This window comes from Aggregicoccus sp. 17bor-14 (assembly GCF_009659535.1).
GTDB lineage: Bacteria > Myxococcota > Myxococcia > Myxococcales > Myxococcaceae > Aggregicoccus.
Genome location: NZ_VJZZ01000009.1, coordinates 284,005 through 301,881 on the forward strand (window position 1 = coordinate 284,005; position 17,877 = coordinate 301,881).

The window sequence follows — 17,877 nt, forward strand, 5'->3', positions numbered from 1 at the left end:
GAAACGGTGAGGGAGCCGGGTTCCCGACCGCGGACCCGCTACTGCTTCACGCCCCCATCGGTCGCAGGAGCCTTCGCCGGCGCCGCGGCCTTCGGCTTCGCGGGCGCCTTGGCCGGAGCAGGCTTCTTCGCCGGCGTGGCGCTCTTCTTCGCCGGAGCCGCAGGCTTCGCAGCCGGCTTCGCCGGAGCCTGCACGGGCGCCGCGGGCTTCGCCGGCGTCAGCGGCGCCGGCTCGGGCAGCTCCTCCTTCGGCGTCGGCGTCGCGCTCTTTCCCTGCTGGGGATTCGGCGTCGGCTCGGGCTCCTTGCTCCCATCCGGACGACCCGTGGGGTCCGCAGGCACCGTGCGCTCCGGCCCCTCCACCGTGTCGCGCACGAGCTTGAAGTCCACGCGGCGGTTCTTCGCGCGGCCGAGCGCGGTGTCGTTCGAGGCCACCGGACGGTCGAACCCATAGCCCTCGGAGCGCAGCCGGTTCGCGGCAATCCCCTTGCTCACGAGGTACTCCAGCACGCTGCGCGCGCGGCGCTTGGACAGGCTCGTGTTGAGGGCGCGCGAGCCCTTGTTGTCCGTGTGTCCCTCGATCATCACGGGGCCCAGCGTGGGGTTCGCCTTGAGCACCACGGCGACCTCGTCGAGCAGCTTGTAGGACTGCTGCTGGATCTTCGCGGAGCCGGTCTCGAACTGGATGTTGCCGTTGATCTTGATGCGGTCGGACTCGACCGTCACGGCCTGGGGCTCCTGCTCGGGGCAGCCGTCGTTCTCCGGCGGCCCCGCCTCCTGCGGGCAGTGGTCCTCGTCGTCGGGAATCTCGTCGCCATCCGCGTCCGGGCAGCCGTCGTACTCGGCGAGGCCCGGCACGAGGGGGCACTTGTCCACGCCGTCGAGCACGCCGTCGCCGTCGTTGTCCGGGTCGGGGCAGCCGTCGCCGTCCTTGTAGCCGTCCTTGTCCTCGGGCTCGCCCATGCAGGCGTCGCGCACGTCCGGGATGCCGTCGCCGTCCTGGTCCTTGCCCGGGACCTCGTAGCGCAACGAGGCGAAGACGCGGAACGCCTCGCGTCCGTAGCCGCTCTCGGTGCTCACGCCCTTGCCCACGCCGAGCTGCACGCCCCAGGGGCCCGCGACCTGAGCGCGCACGCCGCCCATGACCTCCCAGGGGGTCTTGAGCGAGTCCGCCTCCTTGAAGTTGAAGGGGCTCGAGGACGGCGTGGCCAGGTGCATCTCGGCGAGCGCCTTCACCTCGGTGAACTTCCAGAAGCTGGGCAGGGACACCGTGCCGCCGCCGCCGAGGGTGAACTCATCCCCGACGAGCAGGTTCAGGTACTGCGTGTCCTTGCGGATGCGGTAGCCCACGTTGCCGATGAGCCGCACCGGTCCAATCGAGCGCTCCACCGCGAAGCGCGGGGCGAAGAGCACGCCGCTCTCGCCGAGGAAGCTGTCGCCCGTGCCCGTGGGCAGCCGGACCTCGGTGGTGAGCGCGAGGCCGATGGGCGCGCTCTCGGGGTTCAGCAGGAAGAGGCGCGGCAGCACGCGCACGTCGCCGAAGCCCGCGCTGTCCACACCCGCGGCCCCCGGGAACCCGGGCAGCTGCGCCTCCAGCAGGTTGAAGTTGTCCCCCTGCGCGAGCGTGAACGGCAGGTCCACCGCGAGCTCGAGCCTATCGAGCACCTGGTACGCGAACATCGCGTGGGCATCGAGCCGATAGGGAATCAGGTCCCCGATCTTCTCGTCGCCCAGCTTCAGCGAGAGGATCTCGTCGTTGTAGTCGAAGAGCAGCGAGCCCAGGTAGCTGCCCTGTCCCGGCGAGCGCGCGCCCTCGAGCGCGAGGCCGCTGTCCTGGGCGGGGGTGAGCTTCTGGGGCACGGCATCGAAGCCGCGGCGGAAGGCGGGGTTCTGTGCGGCCGCATCCTGAGCGAGCGCGGGGGGCGCTGCGGCGAGCAGGAGGGCTGCGAGGGGGAGAGCGCGCACGGACGTTCCTCGGGGAGGAGGCGCCGAGAGGCCCGGTAAATCGCCCCCCAGCGCATACAGAGTCCGTCGCTTATAGCCGTGGCTCCCGAGGGGCCCAAGAAAAGCCCGGCCCGGGAGCCACTGAGATTTCAGTGCGGCGCTACTTCTCCATCACGTCCGACGCGGGCACGATCTTCACCTCGTCCGCGTGGATGGGCAGGTGCAACGTGCTGATGGCCTTGTCGACCTCCAGGAGCTCCGGAGCCTTCTGGCTCGCGTACTGAATCGGGGTCGCGACCCCGCCCTTCAGCGTCTCGCTCAGGCCCTGCGCGTCCTGCGTCACGAAGGCGAAGTTGAGCAGCTCGGGGCGCAGGTGGCGCTTCACCGCGGCGTGCACGGACTCGGGGCTCATGCCTTTGAGCGCGGCGCGGTACTTCTCGAGGAAGTTCGGCGTGCCGTAGAACAGGTTGTCGATGGCGAAGCCGAGGCGGCGCTGATCCGTCTGCTCCCACAGGCGCGCGTAGCCGCCGAGGAAGCCGCGGCTGAGCTCGAACTTGTCCTGGGGGATGCCCTCGTCCACGAGCTTCTGCAGGAAGTACACGGCGCCGCGGGTGGCGAAGACGGCGTTGGCCGGCACGACGGGGCGAATCCACAGCTGGATGTCCTGCTGCGTGTGCGCGAGGTTCGTGCGGTTGTACGTGGTGCCCGGCTCCTGGATGAAGTGCTCGGCGTAGGCGTAGTCGCCGTAGTTGAGGCCGCGCTTCTCGCGCAGCTCGTTGAAGAGCACGCCGCCGGTCTGGCGGTGCTCGCCGAGGTAGCTCAGCGCGAAGGCCACCGCGAAGAAGTCCGGGTCGTCGCGGCGCAGCGGCGTCACGTAGCCCATGGAGATGGCGGTGGAGAGCGCGGGCTTCTCCACGATGAGCGCCTGGCCGGGCTTCACGGTGACGGCCGGGAGCTCCACCGCGGGAGCGCCCGTGGGCGGCAGCTTGCGCAGCCGCTCGAGCACCGTGTTCTGCAGGCTCTCGTCCACCGCGCCCGCGAGCCCCACCACGAGGCGATCCTGCGTGAAGACGCGCGAGGCCTGGGCCTTCACGTCGCCCAGGGTAATGCGCTGCAGGCCCTGCACCGTGCCGCCGACGAAGTGCGCGTAGGGGTGGCCCTCGAAGAGCATGCTCTCGAGCGCGACCTTGCCCAGCGTCTCGTCGTCCGCGCTGCGCAGGGTGTTCTTCACCGTGGAGAGCGCATTCGCGCGCAGGCGCTCGAACTCGCGCGGGTCGTAGCGGGGCGCGAGCAGCACGTCGGTGAAGATGTCCAGGAAGCGGCCGAGGAAGTCCTTGTGCACGCGGCCTTCGAAGACCGTGAACTCCTTGTCGGTGAAGGTCCGGAGCTCCGCGGCCATGGGGAACAGGGCCTCGAGCAGCTGCGCGCTGCTGAGCTTCTCGGTGCCGCCCTCCGCGAGCACGTCCGCGGTGAGCGAGGTCAGCCCCTCGAGCCCCTTGGGGTCGTCCACCGAGCCCGAGTGGAAGACGAGCCGGAAGGAGACGATGGGGGAGTCGGGGTTGGGCTGCACCACGAGGTGCAGGGGCTCGGGCTTGAGCAGGGGCTTCGCCGGCACGGTGCGCGGGCCGGCCTCGGGCGCCGGCGTGGGCTGCGTGACCGCAGTGGTCTGGGGCTCGGGGGCCGAGGGAGCCTCGGGCGCGGGCTTGGGGGAGGAGGCGCAGGCGGAGAGGCCGAGCGCGAGGAGCAGGGTCGAGGTGCGCAAGGTCATGGCTACTTCTCCCCCTTCTTGGCGGCGGCGGGCGCCTGGGTGAGCGAGAGGATGGTGCGGTTCGCGGCGGGCATGTACCGCTTGGCGAACTCGATGAGCTGCTGGGGCTTCACCTGGCTCAGCGCCTGCTGGTGGCGCGCGAAGGCGTCCGGCGCGCCGTACACGCCCGCGTAGTACGCGAGCGCCACGCCCACGTCGTTCGCCGTCTCCAGGCCCATCAGCTGCCCGTAGCGCAGGTTGCTCTTGATGGCATTCACCCGGGCCGCATCCACGCGCCCCGTGGCGAGGTCGCGCACCGCCTGCCCGAAGGCCTCCTCCACCGCGTCGCGCCCCTTCTCGTCCTTGAGCGTCGCGGTGAGGGTGAAGAGGTGCGGGTCGCGGTGGATGCCCCAGTCGCTGCCGATGCTCTCGGCGAGCTGCTTCTCCAGCACCAGCGTGCGGTACAGCGGGCTCGTGGGGCCAACCAAGTAGGCCTGCAGCACGCTCTGGATCGCCGCGTCCTGCGTGTTGAGGCTCGCCGCGGGCGTGTGCCACGCGAACACCGTGCGCGGCTGCGTGGGCTGCGGCCAGGGCACCTCCACGCTGCGCTGCTCGCGCTGTGGCGGCTCCGCGGGGACCTTCACGGAGGCCACCTTGCGGTTCCAGGAGGAGTAGCTCTGGCGCACCAGGTCCATCACCTTCGCGTCGTCGAAGTCGCCGACGATGAAGACCATCGTGTTGTCCGGCGTGTACCAGCGCTCGAAGAAGGACTTGGAGTACTGGTACTGCTGGGGCATCGCCTTCACGTCCGCGTAGAAGCCGAGCGTGGTGTGCTGGTACGTGTGCTTCTTGAAGGCCGTCGCGTTGAGCGCCTCCTCCATCTTGAGGAACGGTGCCGCCGCGTTCTTGTGGTACTCGCCCAGCACCGCGAGGGCCTCGGTCTGGAACGACGGCTCCGAGTACTCGAGGTTCGCGAAGCGGTCCGCCTCGATGGGGATGAGCTCACCCAGGCCCGCCGAGGGCCCGAACGAGTGATACACGGTGACGTCATCCGTGGTGAAGGCGTTGTCGTCGTAGCCGTACTTGCTGATGACCTTCTCGCGCGAGCCCTCGGGGTGCGCCTTCGTGCCCTTGAACATCATGTGCTCGAAGAAGTGCGCGAAGCCCGTCTTGCCCGGCTCCACCTCGTTGCGCGAGCCCACGCGGACCACGGTGTAGTAGGCGACCAGGCCCGGAGACTTGAAGGGCACCCGCACGACCGTGAGGCCGTTGGGCAGCCGCTCGGTCTTCATGGGGTAGGGGAAGAAGGGCGAGGGGGCGCCTGCCTGCTGGGCCGAGGCCACGGGGGCCAGGAGGGCGAGCAGGAGCGCGAGGACGGGAGGCAGCAGTCGTCGCATGCGGTTGGGACTCCGTCGAGAGAGAGGCCAGCGCGGCGCACCCTAGGCGAGCCCCTGTAGGGGTCCAGCACAAAGGGGGATTGACGTGTGCTTCTCAGCGGTTACTGTCTCTGCAGCATCACGAAGCACCACTTTCGAACCGGGGGCGACCTGGCTTCGACGGGGGCATTGAAGTCTGAGACGCGTGCCGAGCTTGCTGGATGACTCGTTAAACCGACCGGCAAAAACACAAAAGCCAACGACAACGTTGAGCTCGCTCTCGCTGCTTAACCAGCGTTAAGAGTGCGGTCCCCTGGGTCTCGGCCTGTGGGCTCAGAAGGACCGTCATAATGCAGGCTGGCTGACCGGGGCGCCCTGAACCCGGCTGGCGAGACTTTTCAGGGACCGGCCCGCAGCATCCCGTCCGTGGGAGTCTGCGACGCCTAAATCAAACCACGGACTACGCACGTAGGGTCGAAAGATGGAAGGCTTTCGGACGCGGGTTCGATTCCCGCCGCCTCCACTGTGAGACTGTGAAGCCCAGCAACCCGAAGGGGTTGCTGGGCTTATGCTATCTCGCCCAATTGTCTCGAGCCTCTACCACGTCGTGGGACGTACGCGGCGGTCTCAACGGTGTGGCGAAGCAGGCAAAAGATGCTCTCATAAACCTCTGGGACAGCCAGCTTGGGCTTTGTTAGTCAAAGTCAAACTCTGTGGCCTGTCGATTCTTCGCCCTCAATACCGCGGCCTCACTTCGAAGCGGCTCTCTATCTGCGAGCGCCGTGCGCACGTCTGCAGCACGCCGCTCCAAAATTCTGGCCCGCAGCAGTTCGTCGTGGACTGAGCGTCGGCCGAGTTGCGCGAGGGCTCTCTCGGCGCCGTCATAATCTGACTGCGCTAAAGCGAGATGCACGTCTAGGCGCTGAGCTGTTGGCTGCCGCCCTGCTCGGGAACGGATGAACTCAACGTCCTGTCGAGCGAGTGCGTGATTCCCAGCGTACGCCGCCGCGAGTGCGCGCCATCGCCTGATTTCGACCGGGCTCCCAATTCCGCTTGTGATAAGCTTTGAGAGGAGCTTCTCGGCCTGGGAGAAGCTGTGATCGCGCTGAATCAAGATTTGCGCTTGCCGAATCGTGGATCGTCCTTCGTCCTGGGGGAGGGACTGCAACCTGCGAATGGTAGCCTCTGCGTCCCCAATCCGTCCCGCCGCGATGAGCATCCCAGCTCTGAAGTCGAGAAGTGAGGCGCTATCATCAATCAGATCCTTGTAGTCATCTACCAGTTCCGTAAGTTCGCGCCACATGCCCAGCTTTTGGTAGCAAGTTGCGAGCTCTTGGACGGCTGAGCGTTCGTATTTCTTTGTGGCGAGCGCCTCTCAAAGAAATGGAAGCGCGTCGCGGTGCTTATCTTGGCGTCTTAGCGAAAACCCGCGCAAAAACGGGGCCGACCTGTATCCGTTTTTGTCGAACAGCTTCATAAATTGCTCGGCTGCGGCATACTCTCCGAGCCGGATGTGGGCGCGCACGACCGAGGAAAGGATTTCCTCGCGCACAGTCTCATCTAGCTTCATCTTCTGCGCGATACTACCCCAGGCCACTACGCGACGAAGCGCTTCGGCGTCATCGCGTCCTCGCGCGTATGTTTCCCTGATTACTTCTTGAAGCGTTGATGGGAGCAGCAAATTCTGCAGTTCATCGGGGAGAGACTTTCCCTCCAGAGCATGCATGAATACAAATGCATCAAAGAGCTCGCTCCTGAATTCGCTGTTTTCAACTGACTGTCTCCATTCGTCGCTCAGGGCTGCTGAGAACTCCTTAATTAGACCGGAGGGCCCATATCCATATCTGCGGCGAAACATTTCGCGTATCGCGGAGGAAATTGCAAAGCCGCTTCCGGCCACGAGGACGAGACATCCAAGAATTAGGTTGTCGATTGACTCGGCAAAGTCAGGCCCTGATGTCTTGTGGCGAGCCATTACGACGCGTTCCAAAATGCGTCCGCTCAGACGGGGTACCCAACTTAACATGCATAGCACTTCTTGTTGAACTTCACTTAGTGCTTCCACGTCGAGGTTTTCGCTCAAAATCTCATCTTGAACGCTAAAAAGGATGTTTGGGCTCTTCTCTAGAATGTGCTCTCCTCGCTGAGCGATCAAACGGACAGCGGCTTTGGCGATGTCGGGATGACCGCCAATCGCACTTACCAAGTTGTCGCTAGGAGACAGCGGCTTCAACCCGAATGCTCCGGAAGCGAATGTTATAAGTGCGCGGATATCCGGATCCTTGAGCGGCGGCACGTAGAGTTGGAACACATTTCTATGGCTCCGGAGCTCCTCCTCACGGAACTGTCTGTGCGCAACGATGCAGAGCTTGGCCTGTGAGCGCGTGGCCAACGCGTTGAACAAGGGCCTCACCCAAGGCTTGGGGTTCCCTCGATCCTCAAACAAGCCACTCCCTGTTACTGCAAAAACGGCCTGCCCCAACTCCCCAAAGTATGCAATCGAGTTGGCAACCTCTTCGACTTGTTCAGGCAAGCTCATGTTCTGGAACACGGGCAGGTCGCGCTCGAACGTCTGAAGCGAAAAGTTTGGATCAATCTGCTCCCTGAGCCCCCTGTAAAGATCGGCGAGGTCAGCGAATTGAGGCAGAAGAAGTTCTGGTCCAAACCGCAGCTCCGGCAACGCTGGCAACGACTGTTCCAGTAGGTAACGGGCAAACGTTCGGCGGCCGATCCCATTGACGCCCGTGAATACGAGGACGTTGGGGGTCGCATGCGTCTCTGCCACCGCGGTCATCAGGCGCTGGTTGGCCATGTCCAAATGCTGGCCGCGACCAAATACCCGTGCAGACAGGGACGAAGGCGCGATCGGCGGGGAGGTCAAGATATGTCGCACATATCTGGCAATATCCTGCGGATTCCAGCCTGCTCTCGACACCCAGTATTGTCGCATCCAGGTGGGAAGCACCGCGGACGTAATGTCTGCAGATAGCGGAAAAACTAGGACCCTCAGATTAGGACGCTGGATCTTCGCAAGCCTAGCCTGGTCAACCTCAAAGCCTACCCAACATGAGTCAATTGAATGTTTCGAGGCGAAGAGGACAAATACCGACGAGCGGTCTACGCCCTCCTCCATGGCATCCAAGAGTTTCTGTCCGTTCGCAAAGCTTTTCTTGTAAAAAAGGGCAAGGCCTTCAGGGAGGCGTCGCCAAACCTTCTCCACAAAGGCGTCGTCGTACCCCGACAGGGACAGAAAGACCTGAGGAACCATCTGCTCCTCCTAATCTAGGTATTAAGACCGTCGCCACACCCGACGGCGCCCGGTTCTTATCATGGAGAGCGCCGAGGAGCATCTTTAACCAGGTTTCCCGCGAGGTTGAGACTATGGGGGCTGGGGGTGGTGTCATCGCCCCGGGCCATTACGCCTCGAACTCCGCCCGCGTGGTGCCACAAGGGGGAAGGCGAGCCGCGTTCGAGCCCAATGACCCGAGCAATGCCTGGTTGCGGCCCCAGTGTAACAAAGTGCGCTGTGTCTAAAGGACTGGATCGCTAATCTCGTCGAACAATCGAGCCCGGGGCGTTTAGGTTGCTGCTAGATGTCAGGGCCACCAAAGCGCGAAGCCAACTACTTTATCGCCGCCACCGTAAGAGGCGCGCAATTAGGGACGCCGAGATGGGGAGACGCGTAAATGGCGCTTACTGAGGAGTTCGTCGCGCCGCTCTCGAACGTTCGATCCTCCGAATACGCTCACTTGTGTCGGATGGCAACCTTACCCAGTTTGTCAATGTGTAATCGGTGGTCACATGGCCCTCGGGAGTCTTGTGTCGGCTGACGGTAATCTTTAGGCCTATGTAGCGAAGCTCTCGAAGGCGCTTCTGCCAATCGTCTTGCACAGTTCCGGAATTGGCAACCAGCATCAGGAAGCGAGCAGGTACCGGCTTTCCTGGTGTCGCATGAAGGGCTCGCGCCAGCCGCTCGTGAACGCTCTTGGTGGCCAGGATTTCCCGCATCTGTTTTGATGTTAGTGTTTTGAAGAGATTCTTTTTCCCCTCGTTGCACGCAGAGCACAGTGGCTCCAGGTTTTCGAAAACCGTCTTCCCGCCCCATGCGCGGGGAATGCGATGGTCGATGTGGAGTCGAACCTTGTCTTTGGCCGGAGACCTCCCGCACATTTGACATTGTCGGCCGTGTGCATGAAGCACTTCGGCGCGAAGTGATTTGGAAATTGCCGAGGAGTTCAGCCTTTTGCGGCGAACGCCTTTGTAGACGTAGAATGTATTGCGGCCTTCTCGTCGGCGCTCAATCGTGTGGCTCGCATCGAGCTCACGCAGGCGACGGTCGACATGTTGCTGGGCGCCGACGCGCAATCGACTGCGGATGTCGTGAATGGTTGCCCCTCGGTTGCCGACGCCCTTGAGCAAACCAAGGATTGCGTTCTTGAGCTGTTTGCCTCGCGAACCGATGACTGAATTGGTGCGTTGACGGGTCATGCGGCGATCTGGACTCGCAGCTCGGCCCAGATCAACAGCAAGTTTTCGATTGTGACGGGCGACGAGCCAGGATCGAGCTTGATCTCTTTCGGGATCCTGCGCTGATCGGCTCCATGGCTAATCGCGACCTAGAGCTAGAGGCGGTTGAAAAGGCGCTCCTCGGGGAGAACGCTAGCGTCACCCAAAATGCTATTGGGTGGGTCCTGCGCGACACCATCGACCAGCTTCTCGATGGTCAGCACACGGGCCGATACCGTTGGGAGCAGCTATTTAAAACCGAGAAGACCCACGCTGGCACCATGGTAGAGATTAACCTGCAGCGGGCGATGCAATTCGTTGACGGAGATGTGCTCGATTTCAAAATTGCCGGCGTCGAGGTTGACTGTAAGTTCTCGCAGTCAATCTTTGGATGGATGATTCCCCCGGAAGCTGTTGGCCACTTGTGCATGGTCGTGTGGGCAAGCGACGCGGAAGCTAAGTGGTCGCTCGGGTTGGTCCGTGCGTCGCCAACGCTCCTATCCGACAGCCAGAACCGCGACGGCAAGAGGACGCTCTCTCGAGCCGGTCAGACAGCGGTTAAGTGGCTATTCGACCACGCCCCCCTTCCGCCGAATGTCTATCTCGGACTACGGGAGGAGCAGGTGAAGGATATTTTGAATCCTGCAATTTCCGGCCAGAAACGCGTCAATAAACTTTTCATTCACGCGCAGCGGCGAATTGTTGGGAGGGGGGCCGTCGCGACCGCGGCGCAGCAGGATGACTTTCTCAAACGCGTTCGTGAGAACGGCGGTGCCCGGGAGAAGTTACGTCCACTGGGTATCGTGATATTTGGTCACGAGCACGAGGCGTTGACCAGGGGCCTAGGCCTTCCAACTCCGCACAAAGGAGAATTCGTGTCAGCTCGACTCGTCCTCGCAGAGCGTGGGGCTCAGGGTGCGGTGGAAATCGGCCAAAAGTGGTGGCGTCTTGCCGCCGAGCACGATCCACAAAAGGTGGACGCTCCACTACTTCCCCGCGCCGACAGACATACTTAAGCGGCTCCGCCGCGGATTCTCTCGCTGATTACACCTAAGCGAGCAGCAAGTGTAGTTGGACGGAGAGCTTCACACTCCCAAACTACGAAAACCTTGTACCCAAGTTGGCGGAGTGCGTGGCGGTTCTCTTTGTCGCGTTCAACGTTCCGCTCAAGCTTCGGTACCCAATACCCTCGCTTCGTCTTTGGCACGTGCCCATCGACGCAACGACTGTGCTGATGCCAGTAGCAGCCGTGGACGAATACGACCGTCTGCCAGCGCGGAAGAACGATGTCAGGACGGCCAGGAAGCCTCTGCTCACTAAGCCTGAATCGGAAGCCCAGGCGGTGAAGTGCGCGCCGCACGAGCAGTTCCGGTCTCGTATCGCGAGACCGGATCCTCCGCATGTTTTCGCTACGAGCCTCTTTCGAGAGCAAGTCCATTCTACTTAAACGGCAATTCGTTCGTCCTGGGTGAGCAGCAGTTGGGTGGGCATTTTAAGTGCCACGCGGGACTTGTCCGATGGCGCCTTATGAATAGCAGCGCGAATCGCCCGGCCGACAGCCTGGGCAACCGGAGGAGGAAAGGCATTGCCTACTTGACGGTACGCCGCCGTCTTTTTCCCTGAAAAGATCCACGAATCGGGGAAGCCCTGGATTCGGGCAACCATCCGGACCGTGAGCTTCGGCAATCCATCGATTGGAAAATCGCGACCAGGTCCTTCGTTCGCGATACCCAGTCCGTCGACCCCTAGTTCCTTCCACTGCGCACGCGCACGCGTCGGACCGAGGTCTGGTCCACCATGCTTCTTCGATCCTCCTACGATAGTTGGCGCAATCTTGTTCGCGCGCGCGACCCAGCCGTTGGCGCCACTCCATCCATGCTGAGACATTAGGTCAGCGAGCACTTGTCCCACCGTCGGCGTCGTCTTAACCGGCTGGGGCCACTTGAAGTACGGCGCAATATGCGCCCGAAGCGCGACCAGCAAGAATCGAGGACGGAGCTGTGGCACGCCGTAGTCAGAGGCATTGAGAAGTTGCCACGACGACTCATAGCCAAGGGCCGACAGCTGGCGGAGGATTCCATCACGGTAGCCGGTGAACTTGTCGGAGGCGAGGCCCCGAACATTTTCAAGAAGCACCGCAGATGGCCGTGTTTCCTTCACGAGCCGAATGGCCTCGGGAAAGAGGTCACGCTCGTCATCCGCACCAAGCTGCTTTCCCGCGATCGAGAAAGGAGGACAGGGGACCCCCCCTGCAAGGAGGTCGATGCCCTTGAGATGCCGACCAGAAAAGCAACGCAGATCTTCTTCAAAGACCCGCCACTGAGGTCTGTTCAGCCGGAGCGTCGCACACGCATCCCTATCAATTTCAACGGCCGCTGCGTGTCCAAAGCCCGCAAGGTCTAGGCCGAGTGCTTGTCCGCCAGCCCCTGCACAAATTTCAACGGCCGTCAAACTTGGCTTCGTTTGCCTCACGCACCCTCCGCTCGATCCCCTACTTCAACGTACGCACCGTAGTCCACCGGCCTGACATTCAGCGCGTCCGCAGCATTCGTCAACAAACGGGCGGTTCAGAAGTGGTGCCCGAAGGCACCGCGTCCTGCCCCGGCGGGCGGCGTCCTGTAGCTACCCCGGGGGCGAGGTGCGATGTCCCCACGCGATGTTAAGAGCGATCGATGCTACCTAGGGCTCCGCTCACTCGGACGCAACCATCACTTGATGACGCGGAGGCGGGCACAGCACACTGGGTGACTTGTCCGCGAACGCAGTCATTTCAGTAGCTTGTGCGGTGAGTGCGCGGCCTAACTCGCATTTCGGGGAACAGCTCTGCGGCTTTGCCTCCCGCCGTCGCCACCGAGCTCGGCAATCCAATGTGGATTAGTGGGCTTAGTCTCGTTTGCAGCTATCCGCCGCGCGGAACGCGAAGCACGTCCCCTAGCCGGTGCGGAACCGGTTCGCTCAGGGCCCAGTGAATCGTAATGGGCTTCTCTCCCTGCCAGGAGGCGAACGTGACCGGGCCGCAGTAAATGAACGGGGCGGCGCTTCCCGACGTCCGCTTCTTCTGGGCTCGGACGAAAAGCTGGACCTGAACGCCGCTCGCGACGTGGTTTTTTAGCGCTCGGCCGTGTTTGCTGTCTTTTGCGGTGCGATTCTGGCTTTGCCATTGGAACGCAAGCGGATCGAGAAACCTGTCGGAGTACTTGAAGTTCTCGGTCATCGCGCCCTTCTCCAGTGTCACCAGCAGGAAGAGGTGTTTCTCCGTTGCGACGAAGCCCGAGTTCCAAATGGCCTCCGAGAATTGGAGGCCGAAGAGGGCAGGGATCTGCTCGCGGGAGTACTCACGCCAGGGTTCGAGCGTGACCTCGCGCTGCTTTCCGACGGGCTTGAGCCGGTAGCCCTCTCCAGCGGGTTCACAGGCCACGAGGTGGTTCGTTCCCGGCTGTCCTGCATCGGGGCCGAACCAGGTTCTCAGGATTGCCGGCAGCTCGTTCTGCTCCTCCCCGGGCTTGCGCACCACGTTGAGCGCAACCTTCACGAAGTTCGCGTCGTACGTGTTCCCGTCGACCTCAACCTTCGTCCAGCCTTCGGGAATACCCTGCACCTTGTCCCGCTCGAGAGGGAACAGGATGGGGCGCCCTCCCGACTGGTTCACCTTGACCATGAATCCTTCTGCGGCTTGCTCCACTCCCTCGCGTCCCAGGTACTCCGCAAGCCTCCAGTCGACAAGCTCTCGCGCGAGGCCCTGGAGTTCGGGCCGCGCGTCTTCCGAGACGTCGACGGTCGAGCGAAGGGTGCTCCCGTCGTAGGCGAAGTAGGCCCTCCCACCGGTTCCCTTCGCACCCGTCCACGCGTCGATGGGGTTACGCTCGAGGAGCGTGCGCAGGGCCGAGGGGCTCTGGAGTGCGTCCCCCACGTCCGCGCGTAGCTGCGCGCTGCGCTCGGCGAGTCGTCGCACTTCGCTGACGAGCTCCTCGATGGCCAGCGTGCCGGGCAGGGCGTCCCGGTTCAGCAGGGCCTGCACGACGAGCATCTTGTAGCTCTTGGTCATCTGCGTGACCTCGAGCGCATCCAGGAAGCCCGAGGCCGTCTCTAGCGCTGCCTGGGCCGCGGGGCTGAGGTCTCCCATCGCGCGCACGAAGCCGAGCCAGGAGCCGTAGCTCTTCCGCGCCGAGCGCGGCGCGTAGCCGTCATGGTGGGCCTCGGTGGCCGTGGGGCGCTCGCCGTGTCGCTCGCGGAAGTCCTCGTAGTACGTGCGTAGCGCGTCGCCGGCCTTCGGCAGGCGCAACAGGCCTCGCAAGAGGTCCAAGGCCTTCAGCTCGTAGGTGGCCTCGCAGCCCGGCGGGAGCTCCCACTCCCCATGCTGCAGTCGCTCGAGCGCGGCGCTCAGCTCGCGATCGTTCCCGGTGGGGAGCCCCAGGAGCGCTCGCGGCTTGAGGAGGAAGGTGCGGTGGTTGCCGATGTAGTCGATGACCGTGAGGTGCGACTTCCCCTCGGAGCGGCGCAGGCCTCGGCCGAACTGCTGGAGCCAGAGGATCTGCGACTCCGTGGGCCGCAGCATCATCACCGTGTCGATGGCCGGGAGGTCCACGCCCTCGTTGAACATGTCGACGGCGAAGACGACTTGGAGCTCGCCTGCTGCGAGCCGCTCGAGCGACGAGGCGCGCGGCGCTGAGGTCGGCCCCGAGTGCACGGCTGCACAGCGGACTCCGCGCTCCTTGAAGTAGTCCCGCATGAAGTCCGCGTGCCGCTGGGAGACGCAGAACCCCAGGGTCCGCGCCCCGCCTCGGCTGCGCCACTGCTCGAGGATGTTCTGGGCACGCGCCTGAGTGGCGACGGCGGAGGTGAGCGCCTCCTCGTCAAAGCGGGTGCTGCGCCAGGGAATGTTCCGGTAGTCCACCTCATCCGGGACGCCGAAGTAGTGGAAGGGGCAGAGCAGCTCTCGCCGGATGCCATCCACCAGGTCGCAACGGAAGACGAGGTTTTCTCCGCACAGCTGGAGGAGGTCTCCACCATCACTTCGCTCCGGGGTTGCCGTGAGGCCGAGGAGAAAGGCGGGCTCGAAGTGCTCGAGGAGCCGGCGGTAGGTCTTCGCGGACGCGTGGTGGAACTCGTCCACCACGATGTAGTCGAAGGCCCGTGGGTCGAAGTGGTCCAGGTGCGCCTGGCGGCCCAGGGTCTGGATGGAGGCGAAGAGGATATCTGCCCGCGGTGCCTTCTCCTGGCCCGAGTAGCGGCCGAAGTGGGCGCTGGGGCGGATGCGGCGGAAGGTCTTCAGCGCCTGGTCGAGGATCTCTTCTCGGTGGGCGACGAAGAGCACACGCCGGAACTCCGGTCGGTCCGAGTCGAAGGCGCTGAGCCACGTCTTGCCTAGGCCCGTGGCCAGCACGACGAGCCCTGCGCGGTTGCCCCGGGCCCGCGTCTCCTCCAGCGCGGCGAGCGCGCGCCTCTGGATAGCGTTCGGCGGCGGTGGCGGCTCCACGCGCTCCATCTCGGCGTCGACGACCGGTGGCATGGCGACGGCCGTTCGGCGGCGCGTTTCGTATCGGTCCACCCACTGCGCATCGAGCGCCTGGGTGGAGGGGTGCTGGAAGAGCGACTCGAAGGCTTCCACGGCCTGGCCGAAGCCGGCCCGGTCGCGCGAGGTGACGATCCGGTAGTTCCACTCCACGCCCTCTTCGAGGGCCGAGCGCGAGAGGTTGGAGCTGCCCACGTACGCGACGCCCTCGCCACCGTGGGCTCGGCACAGGTAGGCCTTGGGGTGGAAGCTCGTGCCTGCACGGGAGAAGACGCGGAGCTGGAGCTGTTGGGGCGCGTACCCGAGTCCCAGGTCGAGCAGGCGGCGCAGGGCACCCGGGTCCGTGATGCCGAGGTAGTCCCCCGTCACCAGCCGGAGCGTGCCGCCTCGCGCGAGCAGGTCCTGGAAGTGGGAGTAGAGGCGCTCGACGCCGCTCGGCATGACGAAGGCCACGGCCACGTCGAGCTGCTGGGCGCGGTCGATGTCCAGGCGGAGGTGGCCGAGCAGGGGCTCCTCCTCGCCGCGGGTGAGGAGCCGCGGATGTGGGCCTGCTGCACCCGGCGCGAGGTAGTTGGCCTTGCCCGGGATGACGTGGCGGACGCCGCCGCGCGGGTCCGGAACGTCACCGGGCACCCGCGGGATGACGTGCAGGTGGAGGTGGGGGACGGTCTGGCCCGCAACCTCGCCGGCGTTGACGCCGAGATTGAAGCCCTCGGCGGGGTAGTGCCGCAAGATGGTCTGCCTCGCGAGCAGCGTGGCTGCGGTGAGCTCTGCGCGCTCCGCGTCCGTGGCCTCGAACCAGGTCGGGACGTGCCGGCGGGTCACGAGGAGGGCATGTCCCGGAGAGACCGGAAACGCATCCCACAGACCGCGGACGAGCTCGCCCTCGTGGAAGACTTGCTCGGCGCGAGGGCTGCAGAAGGGGCAATCAGGGGGCACGGGCGGCTCGTGGGGCGAGGCGGGTGATGGTGAGAGCGCCAGGCAGGCCGAGCTGGACGCAGCTCGCACACCGCCAGGCGGACATGGCCCGGCGAGCCAGGCGGCGGGCCTGGCATACCGGGCAGCGATGTTCGAAGAGGGCCGGTGGCCCCTTTCGTGGAGACGGAGGGAGCGTCGGGAGCCGGCGGCGCGGCGCGAAGCCTGCGCGCGCCATCAGCTCTGCCCACTCGGGCCCATGCTGGCGGATGCCCGGCCCATGGAGACGGTAGGCCGCGATGTGGGCGGCCTCGTGGCAGAGGACCTCACGCAGGAGCGACGGTGAAGCGCCGCGCAGCTCGGGGCTGAGTCGGATGGTCGCCTTGGCCGGAGCGGCCCGCGCGATGGTGCTCCGCAGACGGGGGCTTTCCTCCACCTGGATAGCGGACGTGAGCCCTGGCGTGCCCCAGCAGCGCTCCCACGCGCGAAGCCAGCGGCGGGTGAGGTTCTCGAGCGACGCAGGCTTTCGGCGTTGGGGCATGAAGGGCGAGTCGCTCGCGACCGCGAGGCCGCCTCGCGAAGGGAGCCGCTCGTGGGGGTGTGGAGAGGCAGTTGCGGTTCTGATGAGCGACTATAGCGGCATGCCGGGATCGGTTTTTCCGAGGGACCATGCGCGCTCGACGACGAGCTGAGCGAAGCTGTCTGTTCTTGCCGCGCTGCGGCGGCAGTTGCCGGAGGGCTGGCGTGCCTGGCACTCGCTGTGGCTGCGCTCACTCAATGGAACGTTGAAGGTCGAAGAGGACTTCGTCATCGCTAGCCCTGCGCGCGGCGTCCGCGTGACGGCGGACGCGGACTGAAATGCTGCTACCTGGGGCAGGATGTTCCTGGCCAGGCTCGATACTCGGGACCGGAGGAGGGCCCTTGCTCTGTCAGGCGCCCAGGTCCGGAGGGTCACGAACCAACGCGGGAGCGCAGCATGAGTGACGAAGCGAAGTCGCAGCTCGGCGTCGTCCAGCGTCGAAGGCGGGTGTCCTCGGTGTTCGGTGAAGGCGCAGAGGTGCGAAGGCTCGAGGCCCTGCTGCAGGCCGGCCATGCGCTCTACAGGGCCCGCAACGACTCGAAGCGCCGCGCTCGCTTCCCGGAGCTCGAGCAGGCGCTGTCCGACGTCGAGCAGGCGCTCGAGGCCGCGCAGCCGGGCTCACTCCTCAAGACGTCCCTCGGACGCATGTGCGACTTCACCGGCCAGCCCGAGCTGCTCGCACGCTGGGAGGCTGCACAGGACCGGATCGAGGCGGCCATCGACGCGGCCCGGCCTCCCTTGCCGGTGAAGGTGGGCGACTCGGTCCTCCTCGGAGGCCACCTCGTGCGCGTCACCGCGACGAACCCTCGAGAGCGCACTGTGCAGGTGGAGCTGCGCAGCGGCGCCGGCGCCGAGAGCGCGAGCGACTGGTGCAAGGCGGACGCGCTCGTCCCGGTCCCGCACGACACGTCTGCGCCTCCCTGGCCCGAGCCTCCCGAGCGGATGCGGGAGGGGCTCGATCGGGCCCGCTTCCGGATGCGGACGCTGACCCGGGCGATCGAGGAGGCGGGCCTCGAGCCCGAGCCGTTCCTGCGTGCTGACGAGTAGGACAGGAGCGGTTGGCATGCGGCCGCAAGCACGCCCCAGGACGGACGCGGGTTGCGTTGGAGCGCGATGCCCGCACCTGCGGAGATCGACCGCATGGCCGAACCAGGCGGAATGACGAGGCAGAGGCCCCTAAGTTCGAGTTTCGCAGTCGGACGCCACCCTAAGCGGCCGCGAGGACAGCGTCGATGAGGTACTCGGCGGGTTTCTCGCGCTCCCGCGCGGAGGGCAGCTGCGCGAAAACCTCCGCGCGC

The 17,877-nt window shown here is 64.8% G+C and carries 11 protein-coding genes and 1 other RNA gene; 3 read left to right on the plus strand and 9 right to left on the minus strand.

Annotated features, from left to right (window positions below; all coding sequences use genetic code 11):
• Positions 1-38: 38 nt before the first annotated feature.
• The 3 genes from FGE12_RS30385 to FGE12_RS19055 all read right to left on the minus strand — a co-directional run bounded on the left by FGE12_RS30385 (position 39) and on the right by FGE12_RS19055 (position 5,087).
• Positions 39-1,964: an OmpA family protein gene (locus tag FGE12_RS30385; protein WP_370459067.1), complete on the minus strand. Its 1,926-nt coding sequence runs from the start codon at positions 1,962-1,964 to the stop codon at positions 39-41.
• 139 nt (positions 1,965-2,103) lie between these two features.
• On the minus strand, positions 2,104-3,711 hold the full coding sequence (locus tag FGE12_RS19050; protein ID WP_153867893.1) for an insulinase family protein: 1,608 nt from the start codon (positions 3,709-3,711) through the stop codon (positions 2,104-2,106).
• Between the two features lie 2 nt (positions 3,712-3,713).
• Positions 3,714-5,087: a pitrilysin family protein gene (locus FGE12_RS19055; protein ID WP_153867894.1), complete on the minus strand. Its 1,374-nt coding sequence runs from the start codon at positions 5,085-5,087 to the stop codon at positions 3,714-3,716.
• Positions 5,088-5,228: 141 nt separating this feature from the next.
• Here FGE12_RS19055 and ssrA point away from each other — a divergent pair.
• Positions 5,229-5,592, plus strand: a transfer-messenger RNA (tmRNA) gene (ssrA, locus tag FGE12_RS19060).
• A gap of 849 nt (positions 5,593-6,441) precedes the next feature.
• Here ssrA and FGE12_RS19065 read toward each other — a convergent pair.
• Positions 6,442-8,334 (minus strand): toll/interleukin-1 receptor domain-containing protein, encoded by a 1,893-nt coding sequence (locus FGE12_RS19065; protein WP_153867895.1) that lies wholly within the window; start codon positions 8,332-8,334, stop codon positions 6,442-6,444.
• Between the two features lie 425 nt (positions 8,335-8,759).
• The gene (locus FGE12_RS19070) at positions 8,760-9,554 is read right to left on the minus strand and encodes an HNH endonuclease (RefSeq protein WP_153867896.1); all 795 of its coding nucleotides are present in this window, start codon (positions 9,552-9,554) and stop codon (positions 8,760-8,762) included.
• 113 nt (positions 9,555-9,667) lie between these two features.
• Here FGE12_RS19070 and FGE12_RS19075 point away from each other — a divergent pair, with 113 nt between their 5' ends.
• Positions 9,668-10,588, plus strand: coding sequence for a NaeI family type II restriction endonuclease (locus FGE12_RS19075; protein ID WP_153867897.1), 921 nt, complete (start codon positions 9,668-9,670; stop codon positions 10,586-10,588).
• On the opposite strand, the gene FGE12_RS30980 is transcribed toward FGE12_RS19075, so the two are convergent.
• From FGE12_RS30980 to FGE12_RS30985, 4 genes are all read right to left on the minus strand, one after another.
• Entirely contained in the window at positions 10,585-11,010 is a 426-nt protein-coding gene (locus tag FGE12_RS30980) for a DNA mismatch endonuclease Vsr (RefSeq protein WP_153867898.1), read from the minus strand. The genes FGE12_RS19075 and FGE12_RS30980 overlap by 4 nt on opposite strands.
• A 5-nt stretch (positions 11,011-11,015) precedes the next feature.
• On the minus strand, positions 11,016-12,044 hold the full coding sequence (locus FGE12_RS19085; protein ID WP_370459068.1) for a DNA cytosine methyltransferase: 1,029 nt from the start codon (positions 12,042-12,044) through the stop codon (positions 11,016-11,018).
• 427 nt (positions 12,045-12,471) lie between these two features.
• A complete protein-coding gene (locus FGE12_RS19090) occupies positions 12,472-16,092 on the minus strand; it encodes a DUF3427 domain-containing protein (protein WP_153867899.1) in 3,621 nt (1,206 codons plus the stop codon).
• Positions 16,013-16,540, minus strand: a complete 528-nt coding sequence (locus tag FGE12_RS30985; RefSeq protein ID WP_153867900.1) for a SprT-like domain-containing protein — start codon at positions 16,538-16,540, stop codon at positions 16,013-16,015. Before FGE12_RS30985 ends, FGE12_RS19090 begins: the two co-directional genes overlap by 80 nt.
• A 435-nt stretch (positions 16,541-16,975) precedes the next feature.
• On the opposite strand from FGE12_RS30985, the gene FGE12_RS19100 reads away from it, so the two are divergent.
• Positions 16,976-17,626, plus strand: coding sequence for a hypothetical protein (locus FGE12_RS19100; RefSeq protein WP_153867901.1), 651 nt, complete (start codon positions 16,976-16,978; stop codon positions 17,624-17,626).
• Positions 17,627-17,877: the final 251 nt, after the last annotated feature.

Bases quoted from the DNA above. Each gene is read 5' to 3' on its own strand.
- FGE12_RS19050 (WP_153867893.1), bottom strand. From the start codon at position 3,711: ATGACCTTGCGCACCTCGACCCTGCTCCTCGCGCTCGGCCTCTCCGCC.
- FGE12_RS19055 (WP_153867894.1), bottom strand. From the start codon at position 5,087: ATGCGACGACTGCTGCCTCCCGTCCTCGCGCTCCTGCTCGCCCTCCTG.
- FGE12_RS19065 (WP_153867895.1), bottom strand. From the start codon at position 8,334: ATGGTTCCTCAGGTCTTTCTGTCCCTGTCGGGGTACGACGACGCCTTT.
- FGE12_RS19070 (WP_153867896.1), bottom strand. From the start codon at position 9,554: ATGACCCGTCAACGCACCAATTCAGTCATCGGTTCGCGAGGCAAACAG.
- FGE12_RS19075 (WP_153867897.1), top strand. From the start codon at position 9,668: ATGGCTAATCGCGACCTAGAGCTAGAGGCGGTTGAAAAGGCGCTCCTC.
- FGE12_RS30980 (WP_153867898.1), bottom strand. From the start codon at position 11,010: ATGGACTTGCTCTCGAAAGAGGCTCGTAGCGAAAACATGCGGAGGATC.
- FGE12_RS30985 (WP_153867900.1), bottom strand. From the start codon at position 16,540: ATGCCCCAACGCCGAAAGCCTGCGTCGCTCGAGAACCTCACCCGCCGC.
- FGE12_RS19100 (WP_153867901.1), top strand. From the start codon at position 16,976: ATGAGTGACGAAGCGAAGTCGCAGCTCGGCGTCGTCCAGCGTCGAAGG.